We start from the raw sequence: 23,601 nt of genomic DNA, 5'->3' as shown, positions 1-23,601 counted from the left end.
CGCCTGCCCACACCTCGGTGGAGCCTCGGTCTGGCCCCCTCCTCCTGTTCGTCCTTTGCCCATCGCCGTTTTCTTTCGTGGAGATGCCGTGCGCGTGCTGAGGCTCACCCCGTTCTTCCACCACGACTGCGTCACCGAATGGCCCGCCGAGTTCGACGCCGTCGGGGGCATGCAGGTGCAGATCCTCCGGCTGTCCCGGGAGCTGGCCGACCGCGGTGTGGAGCAGCAGGTCATGACCGTGGGCTTCCCCGGCCTGCCGCGCACCCGGACGGACCGTCCCGGGCTCGTCGTACGGGTCACGCGCGCCCCGCTCCCCCGCCTCCGTTCCGAGCTCACGGGCCTGGTGGGGCTGAACCAGGCGTGGCTTGCGGCCGTCCTCGCCGCCGGGTTCCCGCTCCGCCGCCGGTGGCGGCCGGACCTGATCCACGTACACGCCGACGGCCAGTTGTGGGCGCTGCTCGCCGGGCCGCTGATGTCCCGGATCACCGGTGCCCCGTACTGCCTGACGCTGCACTGCTCGCGGCTGGCGGTCTACGAGCCGATGTCCCGCTTCGACCGGGTGCAGCACCGGCTGGTGGACGCGGCGGAGCGGTACGCGCTGAGGCACGCCCGCAGGGTGTCGACGCTGACCTCGCGGACCGCCGACACCGTGGCGCGGGCGCTGCCGATGGACCGTGCGCGGATCGACGTGCTGCCGGACTCGGTCGGTGCGGTGCGCCGGGTGCCGGCCCTGGCGGCCGAGGAGTCCCTGCGGGAGCTGGGTGTGCCGGACGGGGTGCCGGTGGTGGGCTGGGTCGGCCGGGTCGCCCACGAGAAGGGGTGGCGGGACTTCGTGGCGATGGCCGGGCGGTGGGACGAGGTGTCGGGCGCTCCCGGGGCGGTGTTCCTGGTGGTGGGCGACGGGCCGCAGAGCGGGCGGATGCGGGAGGCCGTGGCGGCGGCGGGGCTGGCGGACCGGTTCGTGTTCACGGGCTTCGTGCCGCACGCCGCGGTGCCGCCGGTGATGACCGCGCTCGACGTGCTGGTCATGCCGTCGGCGCACGAGGAGCTCGGCGGCAGTGCGCTGGAGGCGATGGTGTGCGGAACGCCGGTGGCCGGCTACGCGGTCGGCGGGCTGCGGGACACGGTCGGGTCGGTCACGCCCGCGCTGCTCGTGGAGCGCGGGGACGTGGACGCGCTGACCCGCGCGGCGGGCGAGGCGGTGGCCGGGGCGGCGGTGTACCGGGAGGCGGTCGCCGGGGCGCTGTCCGGCCTGCTGGCCTCGTACGGGGACGACATCGCCGACCTGGCCCTGGAGCACTACCGGCGGGCGCTGGGCGAAGCGGCCGGTACCGCCGGCGGCACGGGCGGCGGCGTCGGCGGCACGGGCGGCGGCGTCGGCAGCACGGGCGGCGCCGGCCGGGTCCACGGGGGTGCCGGGTGACCGGCCTGACCTCGCTGCGGCGGTGCGCCGCCTACCTGCGGCCGAACCGGTGGCTGATGGCCGGGGCGTGCGGCGCGGCCTTCGGGTCGATGCTCGCCGGCCTGCTGATGCCGCTGGTGCTGCAGCGGGTGGTGGACGGGCCCGTGGCCCGGGGCGACTTCGACGCGCTGCCCTGGTACATCGGCGGGTTCGCGCTGCTCGGGGTGGTCGAGGCGGTGCTGCTGGCGGCCCGCCGGCTGCTGGTCGTACGGCCCGCGACCGGGCTGGAGACCGCGATGCGGGCGGACGTGTCGGCGCACGTCCAGCGCCTTCCGCTGTCCTTCCACGGGCGCTGGCAGTCGGGGCAGTTGCTGTCCCGGACGGTGTCGGACGTGACCGAGATCGGGCGGTTCACGGCGTTCTCCGCGGTCTACCTGATGGTGAACGTGGCGGCGCTGGTGGTCGGCCTCGGGGTGCTGGCCTGGCTGGCGCCGGCGCTGTCGCTGATCGTGCTGCTGGCGTACGCGCCGATGGTGCTGGCGACCACGGTGTTCGAGCAGCGGTTCCGGGTGGTCGCTCGGTCCGCGCAGGAAGTGAGCGGCGACCTGTCCACCACGGTGGAGGAGTCGGTGCTCGGCGTGCGGGTGCTGAAGGTGTTCGGGCGGGGCCCGGAGACGGTGATCCGGTTCACCGAGCAGGCCGGCCGGCTGCGCGGCCTGGAGCTGCGCAAGCTGTCGTACACGGCCGCCCTGTGGTGGCTGATCACGGCGCTGCCCGACCTGGCGATCGTGGCGATGATCGGGTACGGCGGGCACGGCGTCGCCACGGGTTCGCTGACCCTGGGCACGCTGATGGCCGCGGTGACCGTGGCGACGTACCTGCGCTGGCCGGCGGACACGCTGGGCTGGCTGACCGCCGACGCCTCCACGGCCGCCGCCGCGGCGGACCGGTACTGGCAGCTGCGGGACGAGCCGGTGACGGTGGAGGACCCGGAGCACCCGCGGCCGCTGGCGCGGCCGGTACGCGGTGAGATCCGGCTGGAGGACGTGCACTACGCGCACCCGGGCGGGGCGGCCTCGCTGCGCGGCGTCGACCTGACGATCCGGGCCGGCACGACGGTGGCCGTGGTCGGGGCCACCGGCTCCGGCAAGAGCACGCTGCTGTCGCTGCTGTCCCGACTGGACGACCCGACGTCCGGGCGGGTCACGCTGGACGGCACGGACCTGCGCGAACTGGCCCTGGCGGAGTTGCGGTCGGCGGTGTGCTGCGCGTTCGACGACCCGGCGCTGTTCTCCGGGACGGTGCGGGACAACGTCCTGCTGGGCGTGGCCCGCGAGGACCACGACGGGCAGGGCGGGCGGGACGAGCCCGATAGGCACGACAGGCGCGACGCACGCGACGAGCGGGACGAGCGCGGCGAGCAGAACGAGCGCGACGCGCGGGACGAGCGCGACGAGCTGGTCTGGGAGGCCCTGCGCACGGTGCGGGCCGACGGCTTCGTCTCGGCCCTGCCGGAAGGGCTGTCCACGGTGATCGGCGAGGAGGGCCTCGGCCTGTCCGGCGGCCAGCGGCAGCGCCTCGCGCTGGCCCGGGCGGTCCTGCCCCGGCCGGCGGTGCTGGTGCTGGACGACGCGCTGTCCGCGCTGGACGTGCGTACGGAACGGGAGGTGCAGGAGGCGATGGCCGACGTACGGGGCCGCGGCACGACGGTGATGGCCGCCCACCGCCCGGCCGCGCTCCGGCAGGCCGACCAGGTGGTGTTCCTGTCGGGCGGCCGGGTCGCGGCGACCGGCACGCACGACGAGTTGATGGCGCGCGAGCCGGAGTACCGGCTGCTGGTCCGCACACCGCCGGGCGGCGCGGTGGGCGGCGCGGTCGGCAGCGCGGTCGGCAGCGCGCCGGGCGATCCGGCCGGGAAGGGGGAGGGACGGCGATGAGCGACGCCGAGCACACGGGTGCGGGGGCCCGCAACGCCCTGCTGCGCATGCTGCTGCGGCCGAAGCGGCGGCGGCTGGCCGCCGCCACGGCGCTCGCACTCGTCGAGAACGCCTGCGGGCTGGTCCCGCCGCTGCTGATCGCCGCGGCCATCGACCGCGGCCTCCCGGCGGCGGCGGACGGCCGGTGGTCGCCCCTGGTCTGGTTCACGGCCGCGGCCCTCGCGGCCGGCCTGACCACCGCGACGGTGAAGTACTGCTTCCTTCGCTACTCCGGGAGCATCGCCCAGGACCTGCTGTTCGAGCTGCGGCACCGGGCCTTCGCCCATGTCACCGGCCAGCCGCTGGCGTTCCACGAGTCGTACCCGTCCGGCCGGGTCATCGCCCGGCTGTCCAGCGACGTGGAGTCGGTGGAGGAGATGCTGGAGATGGGCCTGGACGGCCTGTTCTCGGCACTGTTCTCCATGCTCGGCGTCCTGGCGGTGATGGTGTGGCTGGACGGGCCGATGGCCGCCGTGGTCATCGTGCTCTTCCTGCCCCTGTTCCTCCTCACGCGGTGGTTCCGGCGCCGCTCGAAGGTCGCCTACCGGCACACCCGGACCGCCGTCGAAGGCGTCGTCGGGCACACGGTGGAGGCGTACAACGGGATCCGGGCGGTGCAGGCGTTCCGCCGCGAGGACGCCAACGCCCGCCGCCTGTCCGGCCTCGACGCCCGGTACGCGGTGGCGCGCGCGGAGTCGGGCTGGGTGAGCGCCGTGTTCAGCGGCGGCGTGAAGCTCATCGGGAACCTGTCCCTGGTCGGCCTGCTGACCCTGGGCGTGTTCCGCATCGACCAGGGGCACCTGCAGGTCGGGGCGCTCACCGCCTTCCTGCTGTACGTGCACCGCCTGTACGACCCGATCGACGAGCTGGCGAGCTTCGCGAACGCCTTCGCGTCGGCCTCGGCCGGCCTGGAGAAGATCGGCGCGCTGTTCGTGCGCCACCCGGCGGTGGCCGAGCCGGGGCGGCCGGTGCCGCTGCCGTCCGCGCGCGACCTCGGCGGCGGGCGCGCCCCGGGCGCCGTACGGTTCGAGGACGTGCACTTCCGGTACGGCGGGGAGCAGGAACAGCAGGGACAGCAGGGACAGCAGGGGCAGCAGGGCAGGCCGGTGCTGTCGGCCATGAACCTGACCCTGGAGGCGGGCCGGACGGTGGCGCTGGTCGGCACCACCGGCGCCGGGAAGTCCACCATCGCCAAACTGCTGGCGCGCCTGTACGACCCGACGGCCGGGCGGATCACCCTGGACGGGGTCGATCTGCGGGACCTGGCGGACGGGGAACTGCGCGGCGCCGTCTCGATGATCACCCAGGAGGCGTTCCTGTTCTCCGGCTCGGTGGCGCAGAACATCGCGCTCGGCCGGCCGGACGCCACCCCGGAGGAGATCCGGGCGGCGGCGGAGGCGGTGGGCGCGCACCGGTTCGTCAGCGCGCTGCCCGAGGGCTACGACACCGACGTGCGCAAGCGCGGCTCGGGGCTGTCGGCCGGGCAGCGGCAGCTGATCGCCATGGCGCGGGTCATGCTCACGTCGCCGCGGGTGCTGATCCTGGACGAGGCCACGTCCAGCATGGACGCCCCGTCGGAGCGGGCCGTCCAGGAGGCGCTGGCACGGGTCCTGGCCGGGCGTACCGCGGTGATCATCGCGCACCGGCTGTCCACGGTCACCATCGCGGACCGGGTCCTGGTCATCGAGGACGGGGCGGTGGTGGAGGACGGCTCGCCGGCCGAACTGGCCGGTTCGGGCGGCCGGTTCGCCGGGATGCAGCGGGGGTGGCTGGCCGCCACGTCCGCATGAGGCATTGCACTGCGCCCGCACCCCTTCACCTCTACGAAAGGCAGACGATGAAGCGTCTTCGGGGCACCTTGCCCACGGACACCCCGCACGCGTGGCACCCCGACCCGCTGGGGCCGGCCCACCGTGACGGGTGGGACGCCCGGGACGACGGCCGGGTCTGGGACGTCGTGGTCATCGGCAGCGGTGCCAGCGGTTCGGTGGCCGCGGACCGGCTGGTCCGGCAGGGCCTGGACGTGCTGATGCTGGAGGAGGGCTTCCGGCTCTCCCCCGCACTCGGCAACCCCGAGCTGGACGACATGTGCCGGACGGCCCTGGTCCCGGACGGCAAGGGCGGCTGGACCGACGAGGGCTGGCCGTGGACCACCTCCAACCTCGGGGGCGGCACCGTGTTCTACGGCGGGGCCTCCTGGCGGTACCGGCCCTTCGACTTCGACCCGAGCGCCCTGATCGACGCCGGCGACCTCGACGTGCGGTGGCCGTACGGCCCGGCCGAACTCGCCCCGTACTACGAAGTGCTGGAGCGGCGTCTGGGCATCTGCGGCGGCGAGGAGGGCGAGGGCAGCCGGGGCCCCGCACACCCGCCCACGGCAGCCGCGGAACTGCTGTACGAGGCCGGTACCGCGCTGGGCTACGACCCCTTCCCCACCCCGCTGGCCATCAACCGGCAGCCCCACGAAGGGCGTTCGGCCTGCGGCCGGGACTCGCTGTGCGTGAGCCACCAGTGCCCGACGGGCGCCAAGGCCGATGCCGTCTCGGTGTTCCTCGCCCCGCTGGCCGGACACGCCGGCTTCACCCTGCGGACGGGAGTGCGTGCGCTGCGGCTGGAGCAGGACCGGCGGGACGCGGTCACGGCCGTGACCTGCCTGGACCGGCTGTCCCGCACCACCCACCGGATCCGGGCCCGGTCCTTCGTCGTCGCGTGCAACGCCATCCAGACCGCGGCCCTGCTGCTGCGCTCGCGCGGCGGGCACGCGCCGGAGGGCGTCGGCAACCACTCGGGCCTGGTGGGGCGGGGGCTGACGATGAAGCTGAGCGAGTACGTCAGCGGGGTCGTCGACGCCCCGGACGGCATCACGCTGGCCGACTGGCGGACCCACGGCGGCCCGTTCTCGACCATCGCCTTCCTCGACCACTACCTGGACGCCGACTGCCCGACCGGGGTGGGCGGCATGATCTACGAGTCGAAGAACGACGACCCCCGGCTCATCCGCCACGACGCGCTGGAGCTGAGGATCGAGACGATCCTGGCCGACCACCCGAACCTGGACAACCGCGTGCGGCTGTCCGATCACCTCGACGAGGACGGCCTGCCCTCCGTCGTCATCGACTACACGCCCGACCCCCGTGACCTGCGGCGGCTGACGTACATGACCGACCGGTGCGAGGACCTGCTGAGGCAGGCCGGGGCGCGGGCCGTCAAGCACGAGGAGAGCGACTTCGCGCACGGCAGCTGCCACCTGCACGGCACCTGCCGGGCCGGGGCCGACCCGGCCACCTCGGTGGTGGACGGCTGGGGCCGGGTCCACTCGGCACCCAACGTGTACGTCGTCGACGGCAGCTTCATGCCGTACCCGGGCGGGCTGAACCCCACGCTGACCATCCAGGCGCACGCGCTGCGCAGTGCGAAGGCGGTGGTGGGCGACCTCGTGGCCCGGCACGCCGTCCACGTCTGAGCCCCGACCGCTCCTCCCATCTCCTTCCCCTTCCCCTTCCCTGCTCCGTTCTCCCTTCCCCACTCTCCCGAGGAGTCACGACCATGGCATCCGACATCGTCTGGCCGCCGCCCGTCCGGCGGATCCGCGCCTACCGCAACATCGTCGTGGACGGCGCCTGCAACATCCGGTGCACCTACTGCGAGGTCAAGAAGGCGAAGGTGGACCAGGCGGCCACCATCCGCTCCCTGGACCGGATCTTCGCCGACTACGAGCCGGACGGGGTGCTGTTCCGGGTCGAGTCCGACGGTGAGATCACGCTCTACCGGAAGATCGTCGACCACCTGCAGAAACGTGCCGCCGAGGGGTACCGGATCGAGGTGCTGAGCAACGGCACCAAGGTGCCGACCGCCCTGGAGGGCCGGCCGGACCTGCTGTGGGTGTTCTCCGTCGACGGACACACCGAGGAGATGAACGCCAAGCGCGGCCTCAAGCAGGCGCAGATCGACCGGATCATCGACGCCGCCGTGGAGGTGGAGGCGGAGCTCCAGGCCGTGTACTGGGGCCAGCCGGTGGAGCAGGTCAACGACTGGATCGACCTCCTCCAGTCGCGCGGCTACCGGGGCCGGCTGCACTTCATGCCGCTGCTCGCGTTCAAGGGGCAGCCGCTCACGGTGAACCTGCGCTACGCCGACCTGCACCCGGCGGACTTCCTCGCGCCGCCGGAGTACTACCGCCGGTGGAACCACATCTTCGACACCGGCAAGCGGGACGCCGTCTGCGACCAGATCACCAACGGCTACAACTACCAGGTCTCCGGGGACGAGATCCGGATGGTCAAGTGCGACTGCTACTCGGTGCCCAAGCACCTGGTGCACGGCTTCGGCCCGATCCGGGAGTTCGACAACTGGCCGTGCGGGACCTGCATCGCCAACCAGGAGTTCAACAACTCGCGGGACCGGATGCTGGCACCCCAGCCGGGCCGGATCCCCCTGCCGATCGTATGACCGGCGGGCTCCAGCGGTTCGTGCTCGTACGGCACGCGGAGGCGAGCCTGAACGTGCTGGGGGACGACGACCTGCTGCCGGGTTTCGACCCGGGGGCGGGGCTGACGCCCCTGGGCGAGCGGCAGGCCAGGGCGCTCGCCGCCCATCTGCCGCGGGACCCGGCGGTCCGCCCGCCGGGTCCCGCTCCCGGCCCGTCCGTGCGGCTCTACTGCAGTCCGCAGACGAGGGCCGCGCGCACGGCGGAGGCGCTGGCCACCGCCCTCGGCGTGCCGGCGGTCGCGGACGGGCGGCTGGCGGAACTGCGGGCGCCGGAGGTGTTCCCGCAGCCGGTCACGGTGCGCGAGTGGGACGCCGTACTGGAGGACCGGCTGCGCCGGCCCGACGCGGAGGTGTTCGGCGTGGAGAGCTGGGCCCACCAGCGGCGGCGGGTGCGGGAGTTCCTGGACTCCCGCTGCCCGCCGGCGCGCGGTCCGGGGACAGGTACCGGTCCCGGGACCGGGACGCGTACCGGTCCCGGCACGCGCTGGGTGCTCGTGTCGCACTCGGAGACGATCCAGGCCCTGCTCTTCGAGCTGCTGGGGCTGGACGACGTCCTGCTGCACCGCACCCGTTTCAAGATCAGCAATACCGGTGTGTTCATCGTGGACCGAACGGAGGACGGATGCGCTTCCCTGGTGGTGGCGAACAGCAAGACGCACCTGGCCAGGACGGCCTGACCAGGATGCTCGTCCTGAAGTGCCTCGCCGACGAGAGCGGCGACGACCCCGGTGCGATCGTGGCGCGCGGCTTCCTGGACGTGGACGAGCGGGAGTTCGGGAACGTCATCAACCGGCTGGAGGGCTACTTCGACTGCACGCTGTGGCTGCGGTCGCGGCCGGAGCGGCGGTTCGTGGTGGACGAGCTGGTGGCTCTGGTGTCGGCGGCCACCGGCGCGGCCACCGCAACCACGGCCACCGCCGGCTCGGCCCCCACCACGTCGGGTGCCACCACCACGGAGGCCGGACGTGGCTGAGGGTTCCGGCCCGCGGGCCCTGTTCGAGATCTACGACGAGGGCTTCGCGTCCCCGTCGTGGGGCGGCGTGGAGACGGCCCTGTGGCACCTGGTGCGGTCCCTGCGCGAGGCAGGGGTCGACGCCGACTTCTACCGCGAGTCCGAGGGCGCCGACCTGGACGCCCTGGCCGCGCGGGTGGAACGGGACCGGGTGGACGCGGTGTTCCCGCTGGTCGAGAGCACCCTGTTCGGCGGCGGCGCACGGCAGCGGCTGCCCGGCCTGCACCGGCGTACGGTGCGGATCTGGCACGACGTCAGCCTGCTGTCCGCCGACCTGTCCGACCCTCCGGCCTGCCCCGTGCACATGGACGCGCCGGCCGTGCCCGGGGAGGCCGTGCCGGCCGGCTGTCCGGCGCGGGGTGCGCATCCCGACGGGCCGATGCGGGAGGTGTTCCTGCGGGACCTGCCGTGGACGCGGTGCTTCCCCGACCGGTCGGTGATCGGCTGGGCGGCCGACCACGTGCCGGACAAGGACCTCCACGACCCGTCCGGCCCGGTCGTCCTCCAGCTCGGCAAGATCGACACGGCGGACGCGGAACGGTGCCTGCACCGGCTGCTCGGCGCCGGACTGCGGCTGCGGGTCATCTTCGCCACCTGGTCGCGCCGGGGCCGCGAGGCCCGGGAGCTGGTGCGTTCGCTGCCCGACCCCGGCGGGCGGATCGAGGTGCTCGACGCCTACGACATCCGTACCGACTGGGAACGGGTCTTCGGCGGCGCGGCGCTGTTCCTGCTGCCGTCGGTGTTCCACGAGACGTTCAACTTCGCGGCGGCCGAGGCGGTCCAGCTGGGCGTGCCCGTCGCCACCCTCGGCGAGGGCGGCAACCTGCCGGGCTTCGCCTCGCTGCGGGCGCCGACGGTGGACGCCCTGGCGGACCGGGTGGTGGCGGCCTGTGCACCCGGGGGCGGAAGCGGGACCGCAAGCAGCCGCGTCCCGGCGCCGCTGCCGCGGCCGGACACCGGATGGACGGACGTCGCCGCCCGCTACGCGGACCTCATCGGTCCGGGAGGGGGTCAGCGGTGAGCGGCGGGGCGGGGACGGCCCTGGCCGAGCGGCTGCGGGAGGGGCGGACGCTGCTGGTCTCGCCGCACCCGGACGACGTGGCGTACTCCTGCGGCGGGCTGCTGGCCGCGGTGGGGCAGCCGGCGCACGCCACGCTGCTGACGGTCTTCACCCGGTCGGCGTGGGCACTGCCGCGGCGGCTGCGACGGGCCGGGACACAGGTCATCAGCGCCCGGCGGCGCGAGGAGGAGCTGCGCTACTGCCGGTTGCGCGGCCTCGCGGAGTACCGCCCGCTGGGCTTCGCGGACGCGAGTCTGCGCGGCTACGACGACGTGGCCGAGGTCTCGTCCCCGGTGGAGGCGGACGGCATGCGCGAGGTGGTGGCCGAGGCGGTGGCGGAGGCGGTGGACCGGTCGGGTGCCGACACGGTGCTCGCCCCGGCGGGCATCGGGAACCACATCGACCACCTGCTCGTGCACGCGGCGGTGCGCGGCGCCGCTCGCGGGGACGCGCTCACTCTCTTCTACGAGGACCTGCCGTACGCCGGACAGCGCGGGGCGTCGGCGGTGCTGCGGACGCTGCGGGACGGGCGGGGGCTGGTGCCGTACGCCGGGGTCGACATATCCGGTGTGGTGGAGCAGAAGGTGCGCGGCATGTACGTGTACGGCAGCCAGACCGACGACGAGTGCGTGCGCGAGGCACTCGGGCACGCCCGCCGCGCGGCCACGGCGGAGCCGGGTGGGGCGCCTGAGCCGGGCGCGTCACCGGAGCCGGGCCGGGCGGCGTCCCATGTGGAACGGCTGTGGGTCGCCGCCGCCCCCGTGCCGTCCGCGCGCCCCGCGCCCGGCCCGGCGGAGCCCCGGTGAGCGCGCCGGTCGGCGGCACCGCGGGGCCGGTCGCCGGAACGGCGGCGCCGGTCCGCCGTGCCGCTGCCGCTGCCGGCCCGGGCGTGGCTGCCCGCCCGGACCCGGCGGACCGTCCGGACCCGGCCGCGCCGTCAGGCGAGGTCGGCCACGTACGCCGCCTGTGCCTCCAGTTCGGCCGCGATGAGGTCGGCGGTCCGGGCGGTGGGCTCCGGGTGGCGGCGGAGCCAGGTCTTGGCGTTCCAGTGGAGGGCCTCACCGGCCAGGCCCTGCGCGGCGTCGAAGGCGCGGGTGTCGCCGGTGGTTCCGGCCACCGCCTCGCGCAGCAGGTCGCGGGCGGGCCCGTCGAGCCGGTTCTCGACGAGGAACGAGGCGATCTCGCTCTCCAGGCAGCCGCCCCCGCCCCAGATCCAGTCCAGCCCGAACCTCCGCAGCTCCGTTCCGGCCAGCTGCCAGTGCCAGTGGGCGTGCCCGTAGGGCAGCGGGGTGCGGAACAGTACGCCGCCGGTGCCGCCGACCGGCGCGCGGTCGGGTACCCGGCGGGCGAGCCAGTTCGCGTCCACCGGCAGCGGGCGGCCGGTGCGGTCGCGCAGCCGGCGCAGGGCGGTGGCGAGGCGCTCCCTCGGGTCGTAGACGGCCTGCGGGCCCGGTCGGCCCAGCTCGCCGAGTTCGCCCAGCCGTTGCCAGGAGCGGGCCACCTCGTCGAGGACCCGGCGCCGCTCGGCCCCGGTGAGTGCGGGCAGCGCCTCGCGCAGCGGGCGCAGGTCGGGCTCGTGCGGGGTCACCAGGTATCCGTCGGCGAAGACGGTGCCGGCGGGGAGGAGCCCGCCCATGGCCCGGAGGGTGCGGGCGCAGTGCAGGCCGTGCGTGCCGGTGCCGATGAACCGGAAGTGGTACGCGGGCCCGCCGTGTCCTGCGGTTCCGACCGGCATCAGGGTGAAGGGTCGGCGGCGCGGGTCGATCCGGCGGGGCGCGCCCTCCTCCGCACCGGTGGCGGGCGTGGCGGCGGGCGGGGTGCCGTACACGGTGGTGAAGGTTCCGCGGAACGGCTCCGCCCGGTAGGCGGTGCCGTCCCGCAGGGGCACTCCGGTCCTGCGGGCGCGCTCGACGAGCCGGTCGGTGCTGCCGGTACCGGGGCCGTCCCCGGTACCGGCGGGCCCGGTGAGCTGCCACAGCCGGGGCTCTCCGGTGCGTACGGGCGGTCGTTCGACGGTCAGGCGCACCGCGGGGCCGGCGAGGTCGTAGATCCGGCCCGGTGCGGCGAGGACGAAGCCGGGCGCCCCGGGCAGGAGGGCGGCGAGGCGGTCGCGTACGGCCAGGGCGGTGGCGCCGGTGTCCGGCTGGTCGTCCACGAGGACGACGGTCGTGCCGGGCGGCAGCACCTGCGGGAGCGCGGCGAGTTCGGCCGCGGGCAGGGTGATGCCGTCCGTGCCGCGGACCGGCCGGAGGCTGTGCCAGGGGCCGGCGGCGCGGCCGGCGTCCTCGGCGGCGGCCTGCCAGAAGGGCGCGAGGTAGGACCCGCCGGTACGGACGGCCACCACGAGGACGGGCCGGGCCGGGTCCGTCCCGGTCAGCCACTCGGCGGCCCGGTCGAGGCAGAGTTCGGGGTCGGCGAGGTCGTAGCCGTGGCACTCCGGGGTCTTCCAGTCGGTGGCGTGCCGCAGCAGGGCGGCGGTGACCGGGTCGCGGTGCGCGTCGGCGGAACGCCACAGGTCGTGCACCGCCCCGGTGGCCAGGTGCAGGGCCCGCTCCACGGTGCGGAGGCGGGTGTCGGCATCGCGGGCCGGTGCCCCGGGGGCGGCCGCGGTCTCACGGGCGAGCTCGGTGCACAGCGCGCGCAGCTCCCACGGGTCCGGCAGGTTCGGCGGGCCGGGGAGGTTCGGCGGGCCCGGCACCCGAGCCCGTGCCGCGGCGGCGTCGGAGAACGACTGCTCGGCGAAACAGGCGCAGGCGTGCAGGGCCGCCGCGCTCCCGTCCCGCCGGGCCGTGTCCACGAAGGCCCGGTGCAGGGCGGGCAGCGCCACGTCGGATGTGATCACGTGCATTCCTTCCGAGGAACGGGAACCGCGGATTTCCGGCGGCCGGCACTTCGACGGCCGGCACGTCCGCGGCCGGCGCTTCGGCGGCCGACCCCCGTTTCGCCACTCTGCGCCCGCCCCAATTCCCTTTCAACACAACTCTTTCCCACGAGGTGAACAATGACGGAAAATTCCTCACTGCTGGCCGAATTCCCCACCTGCCCGCGTGACGCGGACCGCCGTCCGAGGGTTTTCACTTCGGCTTCCGGTGCCCGCCTCGTCGATGAATCCGGATTCCAGTGGATCGATTTCGACAATGCGCGCGGTTCGGTTCTGCTGGGGCACGGCGACCCGGACATCGCGGAGGCCGTGGCGCGGGCGGCGACCGGCGCCTTCGGCTCGGCCACCGGCTGGAGCCCGCGCGTGGACTCCGTACTGGAACGGCTGCACGCGCTGTGCGGCGGCGAGGTGGTCGGCCTCTTCCGGTCCGGGACGGCGGCGGTGCGGGCTGCCGTGCTGGCGGTGCGCGAGTCGACCGGCCGGCCCCTGCTGCTGAGCTGCGGCTACCACGGCTACGACCCGATGTGGTACCCGTCGCCGGCGCTGCTGGAGCCCAACGCGGACGGGGTGGTGGACTTCTTCTACGACCTCGGGCTGCTCGCGGAGCTGCTGGCGAAGCCGGAGCGGGTCGCGGCGGTCGTGGTGTCCCCCGACCACATGCACCTGTCGCCCGAGTGGTACCGGGAGGTGCGCCGGCTGTGCACGGCGGCCGGGGTCGTCGTCATCGCGGACGAGGTCAAGGTGGGGCTGCGGTACGGGCCCGGGCTGTCGACGGCGGAGCTGCTGGCGCCGGACGTGTGGACGGTGGCCAAGGGCATGGCGAACGGGCACGCCGTCTCCGCGGTCGGCGGTTCGCGCAGGCTGCTGCGGCCGCTGAAGGAGGTGTCGTTCACCTCCTTCTTCGAACCGACGATCCTGGCGGCGGCGGACGCGGCGCTGGCCCGGGTCGCCACCGGGGAGCCGCAGCGCATCGCGCGCGAGGTGGGTGACCGCTTCCTGCGGCACGCCCGCAAGGCCCTCGCGGACGCCTCGCTGCCCGTCGAGATCGCCGGAGACGGCACGTTCTTCCAGTTCGTGCCGGCCACGGAGGAGCTGGAGGACGACTTCCACCGGGCGTCGGACGCCGAGGGCCTGCTCTTCTACGCGGGCGACAACCAGGCGGTCTCCGCGGCCTTCGACGACGAGGTGCTGGCGGACGCCGAGGAACGGTTCACCCGGGTGTGCGGGCGGCTCGCCCGGCACGCCGGTACGGCGCCGGTCGACGAGGCGGGCCGGTACCGCGTCGCCTGGAACGTGCTGGACGGCCTGCGGGACACCGGACGGGACCGGGCCACGACCGAGGAGCTGCTGGCGCGGCTGCTCGACGACTGAATTCCCGGCCCTCCGGGCCCGTCCGGCCCGGAGGGCCGTACCCACAGCGAAATCCGCGGCACACACGGAACAGAACAGGCGACGGTAATGGGTGAAGCTCAGGAACGACAGCGGGAAGCCTTATGGGAAACGGAGAAGTACGGGGCCAAATGCGCCCGCCTCCTCTCCCTGTACCGGGATCCCGAATTCACGGCGGTGGCCCTTCCCGTGCATCCGCTCGATCCGGCCGACGCACACGAATTCCTCGCCAAGGAAGGCACGAAGGAAGGCACGAAGAAAGGCGAGGAGGAAGGCGAGGAGGAAGGCGAGGAGGAGACCGCGGGCGAACCGGCACAGGAGGAACTCGTCGCCGGCTACGCGGCGTTCCTCCGGGACCGGCTCCCCGCGCTCGCCGGGGAGCTGCGCGAGGTCTGCGGTGACGCGCCGTGGATCGTCCGCAGTTCGGGGGAGGAGGACCAGGACGAGAACGTCAACGCGGGCGGCTACGAGAGCCTGGTCTGCGTGCGCCCCGAGGACCTGTACGCCACGGTCGCCGCGGTCGTGTTCAGCGGGTACGGCGAGCACGCGGTCGCCCAGCAGCGGCTGACCGACCCGGCCTACCGTCCGTCGCCCATCGCCGCCTTCGTACAGCCGCTCGTCGACACGACGGCCTCCGGTGACGGGCCTCCCGTGGCGGCCGTGGAGACCCCGCTGCCCGCCCCGGCGGACGTGGACGCGCTGGCCGGGCTGCTGGTCCGGCTGCACGAGCGGTTCGGCATGCCCCGGCTGGACTCGGAGTGGGTCCTGGAGACCGATGCGGGCACGGTGTCCGTCACCGGTCTGACCGAACTCACCGCGGACGGGCGGCTGGTGGGCCAGCTGTCCCTCGGCTTCGGCTTCGCGTCGGCGCAGAAGACCGCCGACGGCGACAACAGCCTCGCCTGGCTGACCGGCGTCCCCGGCACCGTCCTGTGGCGGGGGTCCGTACTGCGCCGGGTGGAGACCGTACGGTCCACGCTGGTCCAGGTCAGGCCGGCCGCCGCGTACGAGCCGGAGCCCACGGTGGACGTGCTCACCGAGGAGTGCCGGGAGGCCTGGCGGGCGGCCTGTGTGACCGCGCCCGTCGACATCCTCGTGCCGCCGCGCCGGGTGCGGGCCACGTCGTTCCTGACGTCGGTGCGGCTGGAGGACGCCTGGAGCCGCTACCTGCTGATGGAGCCGGAGCAGCGGGAACGGCTCGGGCACGTGCTGGTGGAGCGGGGCAGCCCGGCGGAGCACGCGGCGGTGATGTTCCGCCAGCACGGGGTCGCGGTGCTGCGCGGCCGTCCCGAGGACGTCCCGGAGACCGCGTCGTACGCCCTGGCCGACCCGTGGACGCAGGAGTGCCACTTCGGCACCGGCCGGCCGCCGGCGGTGGTGGTCGGGACGCGGCGGATGTCGGCGGTGCCGCGGGGCTGCCGGCTGCTGTTCACCCGGGAGGACTGCGCGGGGGCGGCCGCCGCGGTACTCGCGGACGGCGTGCCGCCCGGCCCGGCGCTGATGCCGGGGGTCACGGGGCTGTACGGGCTGCCGCACCTGCCGTCGCGGGTCCGGGACCGGATCGTGCTGGACAGCTTCCGCCCGGCGGAGGACGTGTTCGTCCGGGACGGGGCCGAGGTGGCCTCGCCCGCCTTCACCGCCCGTACGGCCGAGGCCCTCCTGGCGGGCGGGGTGCCCGCCGCACGGGTGGCGGAGCTCGTGCCGGACGCGGCCGGCGGCTATGTACGGGGGCTCGTCGCCGCCCGGTCCGCCGACGCCGACGCCGTCGCGGCCGTGCTGCCCCGCTGTGCCCGGACGGCCCCGCCCGGCGCGCTCGGCACGGCCGTCGCGGGCGCCGCCGACCTGCGGCTGCCGGTGGCACTGGCCCGGCTGGAGGACACGGCGACGCTGTCGGACCGGGCACTGGCGGCGGCACTCCCCCGCGTGCTCGCCCTGGCGGGCACGGCCGGAGGGACGTACGACGGGGACGACACTCAGGGCACGCACGGCACGCACGGCACGCACGGCACGCACGACGGCTCGGGGGCGGAGGCGGCACTCGCACTGCTCGGGGCGGTGGAGTCGCTCGCGGCGTCCCTACACGCGCTGGACGTGTACGACGCGGCCGAGCGGGACGAGGTGATCGCCCGTACGGTGGCCGCCCTGCCGACCGGCGACCCGGCGAGGACGGAGGAACTGTGCCGCTTCGCCGCCCGCTCCTCCGCTCCTCCCGCCGAGATCCACCGGCTGCTCGCCATGGCCGCCGCCGACCCCGCCTTCGCCGCGCTGTACCTGGCCGTCGAGCGGTGCCGGGTCGACCTCTCGGCGGCCGACGCGGGCGACGCGGCCCGGCGCGGACACGCCCTGAACGATGCCTACCGGGCGTACGCGGGCGCTCCGGCGTGGCAGGAGGGCGGGACCGGTTCCGACGGGAACGCGGTCCTGCTGGACCTGACCCGCAGCGATCTGATCGAGGCGTACGACAGCACCCTCAAGCGGCTGCTGCTGGACCTGGTGGACCGCCCGGAACCGGCCGCCTACCGGGCCTATCTGGACGTCCTCGACGCCTGGCTGGCGCTGGCCGACGAGTACGGCCTGTCGCCCGAGGAGGAGCAGTCGGTCGCCGGCTTCGGCGCCTGGGTCCGCGCCTGGCGCGCCCTGCCGGTACCGGAGGACTTCGTGCTGGAGGAGGAGCTCACCTGGGGCCGGCTGCTGGAACTGGCCGCCGCGGGCGAGCCGGTCGCCGGCAGCGGCGAAGACGATGCCGAAGGCGATGGAGAAGACGAAGGCGAAGGCGAAGGCGGTGAGGATGGCGGAGGTGAAGGCGAAGGACCGGGCAATCCGCACCAGCTGCACAACGCGCTGCACCAGTGGCTGCTGTCCCGCACCGCCCGCTACCCCGCCGAGCGGGCGCCGTCGGGCGTCCGCGAACTCCAGCGGCTGTCGGACCGGTTCGGGCCCGGCGGCAACAAGCTGCTGCGCTTCACCCGGGACGCGGTCGAGCTGGACGTCCCGCTCGGCATCCACAAGGCGAGCCTGATGTTCCGCCCCGACCGGGTGGAGGGCGAGTGGACGGAGCCGCCGGACGTCACCGAGGCCGACGCGGGCCGGCTGACGGGCCTGACGGTGCTGCTGGAACGCTGCGGCGACTGGTTCCCGGAGCTGGAGTTCCGCTGCGAGCGGGTGCGGATGGCCGGCACCTGGACGCTGCGGGTGGAGGCCCGCCCGGCGGGCGGGGAGCGGTTCGCGGCGGAGGGGATGCGGCTGGCGCTCGGCGTGTTCCGCACCCTGTTCGACGGCTCGTACGACTTCTCGTACGTGCCGGCCGGGGACGTCGCCGGCCTCGGCGGGGAGTTCCTGGAGCCGGAGTGGGCGGAGGTCTTCCGCGCGCTGGTGGGCTACCGGCTGGCGTACGAGGACGCCGACCTGTTCGAGACGCTGGAGACGCTGCCGCTGGGCACCGCGATCGGCATGCTCTGCACCGACGGGCGGATCCGTGCCGAGGTGGTGGCGGCCTCGGCCGCGGGCCCGGACGGCCCGGAGGGCGCGGTGGCGCGGCTGGACGCGGCGTGGCGGCGGCTGGCCGGCACGGCGGATCCTGCGGACTGGATCGGCGCGCACAACGCCGTGCAGCAGCTCGCCCTGCTGGTGGCCGCACGGTTCCCGGAGGCTGCGGTGGCGGCCCTGAGCGGGCCGGAACTGCCGGGCTGGGCCGACGTACTGGCGGCGGCGCTGCTGCCGCGGGGGGACGTCCGGGACGCGGCCGTGCGGGCCTTCGCGGACGGGCCGGCCGGGGACGTGCTGCTGCCGGTGCGCGCGCCCTGGCTGGTGGTCACGGCGGACAACGCGGCGGAGACCGCCCGCCGTGTGCTCGACGGACCGGCGGTGCACCGCCGGTGCCGGCAGTTCCTCGCGCACCGGTACGCCGATGTCCTGGCGGACGCCGGCCTGCTGGCGGACCTGGTGGCGGGCCTGGAGGTGGTGCCGTACGGCGCCGGACCCGCGCAGGAGGAACCGCTGGCGGCCGCGGTGGCCTCGGCGGGCGGCCGGCTGCGCCGGGACATCCGTACGAAGCCGGGCGTGGGCGGCGCGACGGCGGCCTGAGCAGGCGCGCCCCGAGACGTCGGCGCCGGGTACCCGAGGGGGTACCCGGCGCTCACCCCGTCCCCTTCCCGCAGTCCGGGGAAGGGGACGGGACGGGACGGGACGGAACAGGGGGGAGGGAACAGGACCGGTTCAGTCGGTGACCACTGCCGGCGACCCGAGGCGGCTCTCGATCCAGTCGACCCCGAACCGGACCACGTCCGGCGCCTCGAAGAGGTGGCTGGGGGCGGCGCCCACCGTGCCGGTACGGCCGAAACCGGCGGCGAGCATGTCCCCCGCGATGACGGTGAACGGCCACACGCCCGCGGGGACGGCCCGCCCGTAGTCGAACGCCTCGGTCTCGGTGTCGACGTCCCGGAAGCGCCGCCACACCCGCTTCCCGTCGACCGTGATCGGCTGCTCGTACGTGACGTACCGCTTGCCGGGTGCTTCGGCGAGGGCCTCGGCGTGGTGCAGCAGGGTCAGGGTGTCGAGGGGGGCGCCGAGCAGCAGGACCCGGCCGCCGGCCTCGGTGAGCCGGGCGAGCGGGCTGCCGGGGCCGTGCGGGTCGTCCCACGGGTGGTCGTCGGTCAGCCGGTGTGCGGCCGGCCCCACGGCGACGCAGCCGGCGTCGGGGTGGCGGCTGCGTACGGCGCCCGGCCACTGCCGCAGTGCCTCGGGCAGCCGGCCGACGCCGTGGTCCGCCTCGCTGAGCAGCGGGTCGTACGCGGGCCATTCGGCGCGGGCCGGCTCCTGCCACTCCTCGGGCCAGTCGGCGAGGTCGTAGGGCGGGGCGTCGTTCCAGCCGCAGTAGGCCATCAGCGTGCCGGTGTCGCCGACGGCGTCCGCGAGGGCCTCGATGACGGTCCGGGTACCGCCCGGGACGAAGCCGATGGCCGACATCCGGGTGTGGACCATGACGGTGTCACCGTGGCGGACGCCCAGCACCTGCAGGTCCCGTACGAGGCGGCTGCGGGTCACCGGTCCGTCGGCCCGTTTGAGGAGTTCCTTCTCGTCCACGCCGCACAACATAGCGCCGGACCGGACCGGCACCGGCCGCCTACGTCGGGTTTCGGCCGTCCGCGGCGGCGCGCCGGACCGGGCCCGTGTCCCCGGTCCGGCAGGCCGCGTCCGGATCAGCGGCTGTCCCCGAGTTCCTGGTGCATCTGGGGCTGGTCGTCCTGGTCGTGGGTCAGGGCGAACTTCTGGACCTCGTTGAAGCCCTTGGAGGCGATGCCGATGATCTCCTTGTACGGGTTGACGCCCGTGGCCTTCTGCGCGGTGCCTCCGAGCATGCCCCCGCCGACGCCGCTGACCAGGCCGCTGCCCGCCGAGAGGGGGCCGGCGGCGGCGCCGAGGACGCTCTTGGGCAGGCCGGCCATGTCGGCGTACTTGTCGCTCAGTGCGTGGCGGACCATCGCGATGAACGCGTCGTGGGCGCCCGGCGGGTAGAACTTCCGGTAGAAGTCGACGGCCTGCTTGGTCATGAAGACGCCGTCGTCGGTCTTGGACCACTCCTTGTCGCGCTCCTGGTTCCACACGGCCTTGACCAGCTCGGGGTCCTTGGGCAGCAGCCACTTGTCGGGGGTGCCCAGGTAGTGGTTGACGTAGTGCCAGGCACACATGAAGCCCTTGGCGTCGTCCTTGGAGACGTCGATCCCGAGGCGGTCCATGGCCTGCAGGATCTGGGTGGAGAAGACGCAGGCGGCACCGGTCGTGTACTTCTGGGAGACCGGCTCGCCCCACTTGGCGTAGTCCCACTCACCGCTCTTCTTGTGGAGCTGGCGTACGGAGGCGTGCACGAGGCGGACCTTGGTGACGTTGGCCGCGAGCGTGCCGTCGCGCATGACGTTCTTGTTGCCCATGTCGAGGAAGAGGCGCGAGGACTGCGACAGGCGGCGGCCGGGGCCGTCGACACCGCCGAGGCGGCCGGTGGAGCGGAGGGTGAAGGCCCCGGTCGGGGAGAGGTAGGTGCCGATCAGGCCGACGGTGCCCTGGAGCATGGACACCTCGCCGTGGTGGTGCGCGAAGAAGGACTCCGCGGCCTTGACGTCGGCGTCCGACCAGTCCGGCGGCGGGGCGGCCGCCTCCTGGAGGAAGGCGGCGAGCCGCTGGGGCAGCCCGGAGGTGTCCATCCCGGGCTTGATGGTGCCGATGGTGCGGAACAGGGCGTTGACCCCGTCGATCTCCTTGTGGTCGATCAGGTCCGACACGAGCTCGTCGGCCTTGGGGTCGCCGACCTTGCTCGCCGCTTCCAGCTCTGCGGCGATCGTCGCCGTCGTGATGGCCATGGCTGTACCTCCTCTTGGGGTGCCCGGCGTTCCCGCCGGTCAGCGGCATGCTTCCGCTGCCGGAGACACGGCCAGAACCCCCTGTGGATGAGGGATCGTTACCTCCTCACCCCAACAGTGGAAGCCGGTCGCCCCGGCGCTTCGGGCCCCGCCCGACCTGCTCAGACCGGGAGGACTTCGGCCGCGAGGTCGTGGCGGCCCTCGCGGGCGAGGGTGAGGGCGAGGCGGCGGCGGAAGGCGTGGGTGAGGCGGGGGACGTCGTCGTGGCCGATGCTGCCGCGGCGCAGGGCGATGGACATGGCCTGCCGGAAGCCGTCGCTGTCGACCTCGGCCTTCCGGCGGTAGTAGTCGGCACCGATCCGGTCACGGTCGGAGGAACCGCGGGCCTGCTGGGGGATGCGATAACGGGCCGGGACGTCCGGGAGGTACGCGAAGCCGGTGCCGCCGGCGGACATCCGCAGCCAGGTGTGGGCGTCCTCGGAACCGCGGACCTCGGGGAAGGGGTGCCGCACGGCCAGGGCCGTACGTACGGAGACGGTGGAGGTCAGCGTGGTGTAACCGGTCTCGGTGCCGATGCGGATCCAGGCGTCGGCCCCCTCGACCGGGGCGTGCCGGTGGGAGTGGAGGATCTCGCGTACGGAGGGGGTCAGGGTGTCCTCGGGGACCTCGTGGCCGTGTTCGTCGACGACGGAGAACGGGGAGTACACGAAGTCCGCTCCGGGGCGGTCGGCGAAGGCGCGGCGGGTGAGTTCGAGCCGGCGCGGGTGGGCGAGGTCGTCGGCGTCCTGGAACAGCACGATCTCGGCGCCCTGGTCGGCGGCCCAGCGGACGCCGGTGTTGCGGCACGCCCCCTGACCGCGGTTGGTCTCCCGCCGGATGACGTGTATCCGGTCCGGGGCGGCGTCGCGCAGGTCCCACAGCCGCTGCCGGTCCCGGGGGCGGGGGCTCGCGTCGTCGACGACGACCAGGCGCCAGCCGGGGTCGGTCTGGGCGTGGAGACTGGCGACGGACTCCGCCAGATACTCCGCGGAGGCGTTCCCGTCGCCGTGGTACGGCATGACGAAGACGGCGGATCCGTTCACTGGGCACTCCACATGGGCGCGCGGTCGACGCCCTGACAGGTGTCCGGAAGGGGACGGACGGCGGTGGCCGGCTCCTGCCCGGGCTGCCGCTCGCGCGGCCGGTCATGACCGATAGATGATCACAGACCGACGGGTGATCACATCATCAGGGGAATTCCGGGCCCTGTGCGGGCCCTGCCGCCCGGAGGGCCGCCTCCAGGCGGTCGCGGGCCTCGGTCTGGGCGGCGATGCGCTCGTCGATGACCGCGAGGCGGTCCCGGGCGACCTGGAGACCCTTCTCGGAGGGCGGCGCCGCGGCCACGTCGCCGTCCAGGCACGGGAGGAACACCCGTACGTCGTCCAGGGTGAGGCCGGCGGTGAGGAAGCGGCGGATGTTGCGGACCCGTACGACCGCGCGCTCGTCGTAGACGCGGTAGCCGTTCGCGGCCCGGTCGGAGGAGATCAGGCCGGCCTGCTCGTAGTGGCGCAGCGCGCGGGCGCTGGTGTCCGTCGCCCTGGCGAGTTCACCGATCCGCATCTCGTCCCGTTCCCTTCCGTTCCGCCTGTTCCACCCGTTCCATCCGTTCCGCTCACTTCGTGCGTTCCGTTGCGCCCCGCCTTCCGGCCCGCTCACGCCACGACCGCTCCGCCGTCGACGGGGAGCACCACTCCGGTGACGAACGACGCTGCCGGCGCGGCGAGTTGGGTGATCGCCCACGCTACCTCCTCCGGTCGGCCGATGCGGCCCAGCGGGGTGTGCGCCAGCTGCCACTCCCGCACCGCCGCCATCCGCTCGGGGGTCAGGCCCTGGTGGACGCCGATGGGGGTGTCGATCGCGCCGGGGGCGACGGCCACGACCCGGATCCCGCGGGGTGCCAGTTCGACGGCCCAGCTGCGGGTCAGCAGGTCCAGGGCGGCCTTGGTGGCGGCGTAGACCGAGCTGCCGGGCCATGCGCGCTGCCCGACCGACGTACTGACGTTGACGATCACCCCGCCCGCGGTCTCCAGGAGCGGCAGTGCGGCCTGGGCGAGCAGGGTGGGTGCGACGAGGTTGGTGGCCAGCTGGGCCGTGATCCGTTCCGGTGTCAGCGTGCCGAGGGCGCCGCCGTGCACGATGCCCGCGTTGTTGACCAGCACGTCCAGCCGGCCGCCGTGCAGGTCCCGGACGGCCCGCATGATCTCTTCCGGCCCGTCCTCGGCGGTGATGTCGGCGACCAGGGGTGTGATGAGCCCCCGGCCCGAAGCGGTCTCTTCGAGCGGTCCGGGCCGTCGTCCGATCGCGACGACGTGCGCGCCTTCGGCGGCGAAGGCACGGGCGGTGGCGCGGCCGATCCCGGTACCGGCCCCGGTGACGGCGATGACCCTGGAGTTGGCGATGACCCTGGAGTTGGCGTTCATGCGGCCATCGTCGAACCCTGCCACCGGTGGCAAGGTCAAGCGCCCACCCTTTCCTGCGGAGGCTCCCCGCCGGTCAGCAGGCCAGTGAGGAGGCCAGGGCGAGGTACAAGGAACTGACAGGGAACGAGCTTCCTGACGGTTACACCGTGGTTCGCCGGTCGCTCTACGAAACCGCAGCGTGAGCACATGGGCGAAGGTCGCCGCAGCCTCCCATTCCTGTGCAGTGCCGACGGATCCTCTGCAGATCGTCCCTCCCGCTGCTGAACTGCGGAAACTTGCAGCACCGTGGGGTGCGTGCTACTGAGCTTCGGTGTGTCTACCCACGGCCGCCGACCGGGCTCGCTAAGCCCGGACAGCCGCGGTTCGCAGCAGCCGACATGCCGCTGGGCAACCAGGGTTGAACACCCTTCCGGCATCCGGCTGTTGAGGTCGAGCTGCCCTGGGGCGGCCCCGAAGCCGATCGGGAGAAGCGCTCCTTCCTCTGGTTTTCAGTACGTCCCGGAAGACCTTGCCCTTGCCTGAGAACGGGTGGCACAGCTCATGCTGTGCCACCCGTTCTCGTTGGCGGGTCACGCGCTGAG

General features: G+C 74.2%; 17 protein-coding genes. 11 read left to right on the top strand and 6 right to left on the bottom strand.

The window, feature by feature from the left end:
- The first annotated feature begins 88 nt into the window (after positions 1-88).
- From AB0O36_RS21390 to AB0O36_RS21350, 9 genes are all read left to right on the top strand, one after another.
- Positions 89-1,423 carry a glycosyltransferase family 4 protein gene (locus AB0O36_RS21390; RefSeq protein WP_365112713.1) on the top strand — a complete coding sequence of 445 codons (1,335 nt, stop codon included), beginning with the start codon at positions 89-91 and terminating at the stop codon, positions 1,421-1,423.
- The gene (locus tag AB0O36_RS21385) at positions 1,420-3,339 is read left to right on the top strand and encodes an ABC transporter ATP-binding protein (RefSeq protein WP_365112711.1); all 1,920 of its coding nucleotides are present in this window, start codon (positions 1,420-1,422) and stop codon (positions 3,337-3,339) included. The genes AB0O36_RS21390 and AB0O36_RS21385 overlap by 4 nt, the downstream gene beginning before the upstream one ends.
- Entirely contained in the window at positions 3,336-5,168 is a 1,833-nt protein-coding gene (locus tag AB0O36_RS21380) for an ABC transporter ATP-binding protein (protein WP_365112709.1), read from the top strand. The genes AB0O36_RS21385 and AB0O36_RS21380 overlap by 4 nt, the downstream gene beginning before the upstream one ends.
- A 47-nt stretch (positions 5,169-5,215) precedes the next feature.
- The gene (locus tag AB0O36_RS21375) at positions 5,216-6,841 is read left to right on the top strand and encodes a GMC family oxidoreductase (RefSeq protein WP_365112706.1); all 1,626 of its coding nucleotides are present in this window, start codon (positions 5,216-5,218) and stop codon (positions 6,839-6,841) included.
- A gap of 83 nt (positions 6,842-6,924) precedes the next feature.
- Positions 6,925-7,827 (top strand): radical SAM protein, encoded by a 903-nt coding sequence (locus AB0O36_RS21370; protein ID WP_365112704.1) that lies wholly within the window; start codon positions 6,925-6,927, stop codon positions 7,825-7,827.
- Positions 7,824-8,543 carry a histidine phosphatase family protein gene (locus AB0O36_RS21365; RefSeq protein WP_365112701.1) on the top strand — a complete coding sequence of 240 codons (720 nt, stop codon included), beginning with the start codon at positions 7,824-7,826 and terminating at the stop codon, positions 8,541-8,543. Before AB0O36_RS21370 ends, AB0O36_RS21365 begins: the two co-directional genes overlap by 4 nt.
- Before the next feature lie 5 nt (positions 8,544-8,548).
- Positions 8,549-8,839 carry a DUF6137 domain-containing protein gene (locus tag AB0O36_RS21360; protein ID WP_365112698.1) on the top strand — a complete coding sequence of 97 codons (291 nt, stop codon included), beginning with the start codon at positions 8,549-8,551 and terminating at the stop codon, positions 8,837-8,839.
- Positions 8,832-9,899 carry a hypothetical protein gene (locus AB0O36_RS21355; RefSeq protein WP_365112695.1) on the top strand — a complete coding sequence of 356 codons (1,068 nt, stop codon included), beginning with the start codon at positions 8,832-8,834 and terminating at the stop codon, positions 9,897-9,899. Before AB0O36_RS21360 ends, AB0O36_RS21355 begins: the two co-directional genes overlap by 8 nt.
- Entirely contained in the window at positions 9,896-10,744 is an 849-nt protein-coding gene (locus AB0O36_RS21350) for a PIG-L family deacetylase (protein WP_365112692.1), read from the top strand. Before AB0O36_RS21355 ends, AB0O36_RS21350 begins: the two co-directional genes overlap by 4 nt.
- Positions 10,745-10,875: 131 nt before the next feature.
- Here the strand turns inward: AB0O36_RS21350 and AB0O36_RS21345 are convergent, their stop codons facing one another.
- Positions 10,876-12,780, bottom strand: coding sequence for a hypothetical protein (locus AB0O36_RS21345; protein ID WP_365112689.1), 1,905 nt, complete (start codon positions 12,778-12,780; stop codon positions 10,876-10,878).
- A gap of 159 nt (positions 12,781-12,939) precedes the next feature.
- On the opposite strand from AB0O36_RS21345, the gene AB0O36_RS21340 reads away from it, so the two are divergent.
- Positions 12,940-14,190 (top strand): aminotransferase class III-fold pyridoxal phosphate-dependent enzyme, encoded by a 1,251-nt coding sequence (locus AB0O36_RS21340; protein ID WP_365112687.1) that lies wholly within the window; start codon positions 12,940-12,942, stop codon positions 14,188-14,190.
- Positions 14,191-14,277: 87 nt separating this feature from the next.
- The gene (locus AB0O36_RS21335) at positions 14,278-18,291 is read left to right on the top strand and encodes a hypothetical protein (protein WP_365112685.1); all 4,014 of its coding nucleotides are present in this window, start codon (positions 14,278-14,280) and stop codon (positions 18,289-18,291) included.
- A gap of 132 nt (positions 18,292-18,423) precedes the next feature.
- On the opposite strand, the gene aac(3)-VIII is transcribed toward AB0O36_RS21335, so the two are convergent.
- The 5 genes from aac(3)-VIII to AB0O36_RS21310 form a co-directional block, all read right to left on the bottom strand.
- The gene (gene aac(3)-VIII / locus AB0O36_RS21330) at positions 18,424-19,290 is read right to left on the bottom strand and encodes an aminoglycoside N-acetyltransferase AAC(3)-VIII (RefSeq protein WP_365112682.1); all 867 of its coding nucleotides are present in this window, start codon (positions 19,288-19,290) and stop codon (positions 18,424-18,426) included.
- A 116-nt stretch (positions 19,291-19,406) separates the two neighbouring features.
- The gene (locus tag AB0O36_RS21325; protein ID WP_365112679.1) at positions 19,407-20,561 is read right to left on the bottom strand and encodes an oxygenase MpaB family protein; all 1,155 of its coding nucleotides are present in this window, start codon (positions 20,559-20,561) and stop codon (positions 19,407-19,409) included.
- A gap of 161 nt (positions 20,562-20,722) precedes the next feature.
- Entirely contained in the window at positions 20,723-21,643 is a 921-nt protein-coding gene (locus AB0O36_RS21320) for a glycosyltransferase family A protein (protein ID WP_365112677.1), read from the bottom strand.
- Between the two features lie 145 nt (positions 21,644-21,788).
- On the bottom strand, positions 21,789-22,160 hold the full coding sequence (locus tag AB0O36_RS21315) for a MerR family transcriptional regulator (protein WP_365112674.1): 372 nt from the start codon (positions 22,158-22,160) through the stop codon (positions 21,789-21,791).
- Between the two features lie 92 nt (positions 22,161-22,252).
- A complete protein-coding gene (locus tag AB0O36_RS21310; protein WP_365112671.1) occupies positions 22,253-23,020 on the bottom strand; it encodes an SDR family oxidoreductase in 768 nt (255 codons plus the stop codon).
- Between the last annotated feature and the right edge of the window lie 581 nt (positions 23,021-23,601).

It is taken from the genome of Streptomyces sp. NPDC089799 (assembly GCF_040684755.1).
Classification (GTDB): domain Bacteria; phylum Actinomycetota; class Actinomycetes; order Streptomycetales; family Streptomycetaceae; genus Streptomyces.
Note: the sequence above shows the minus strand (reverse complement) of the source record. Positions and strands in the feature narration are given on the sequence as shown.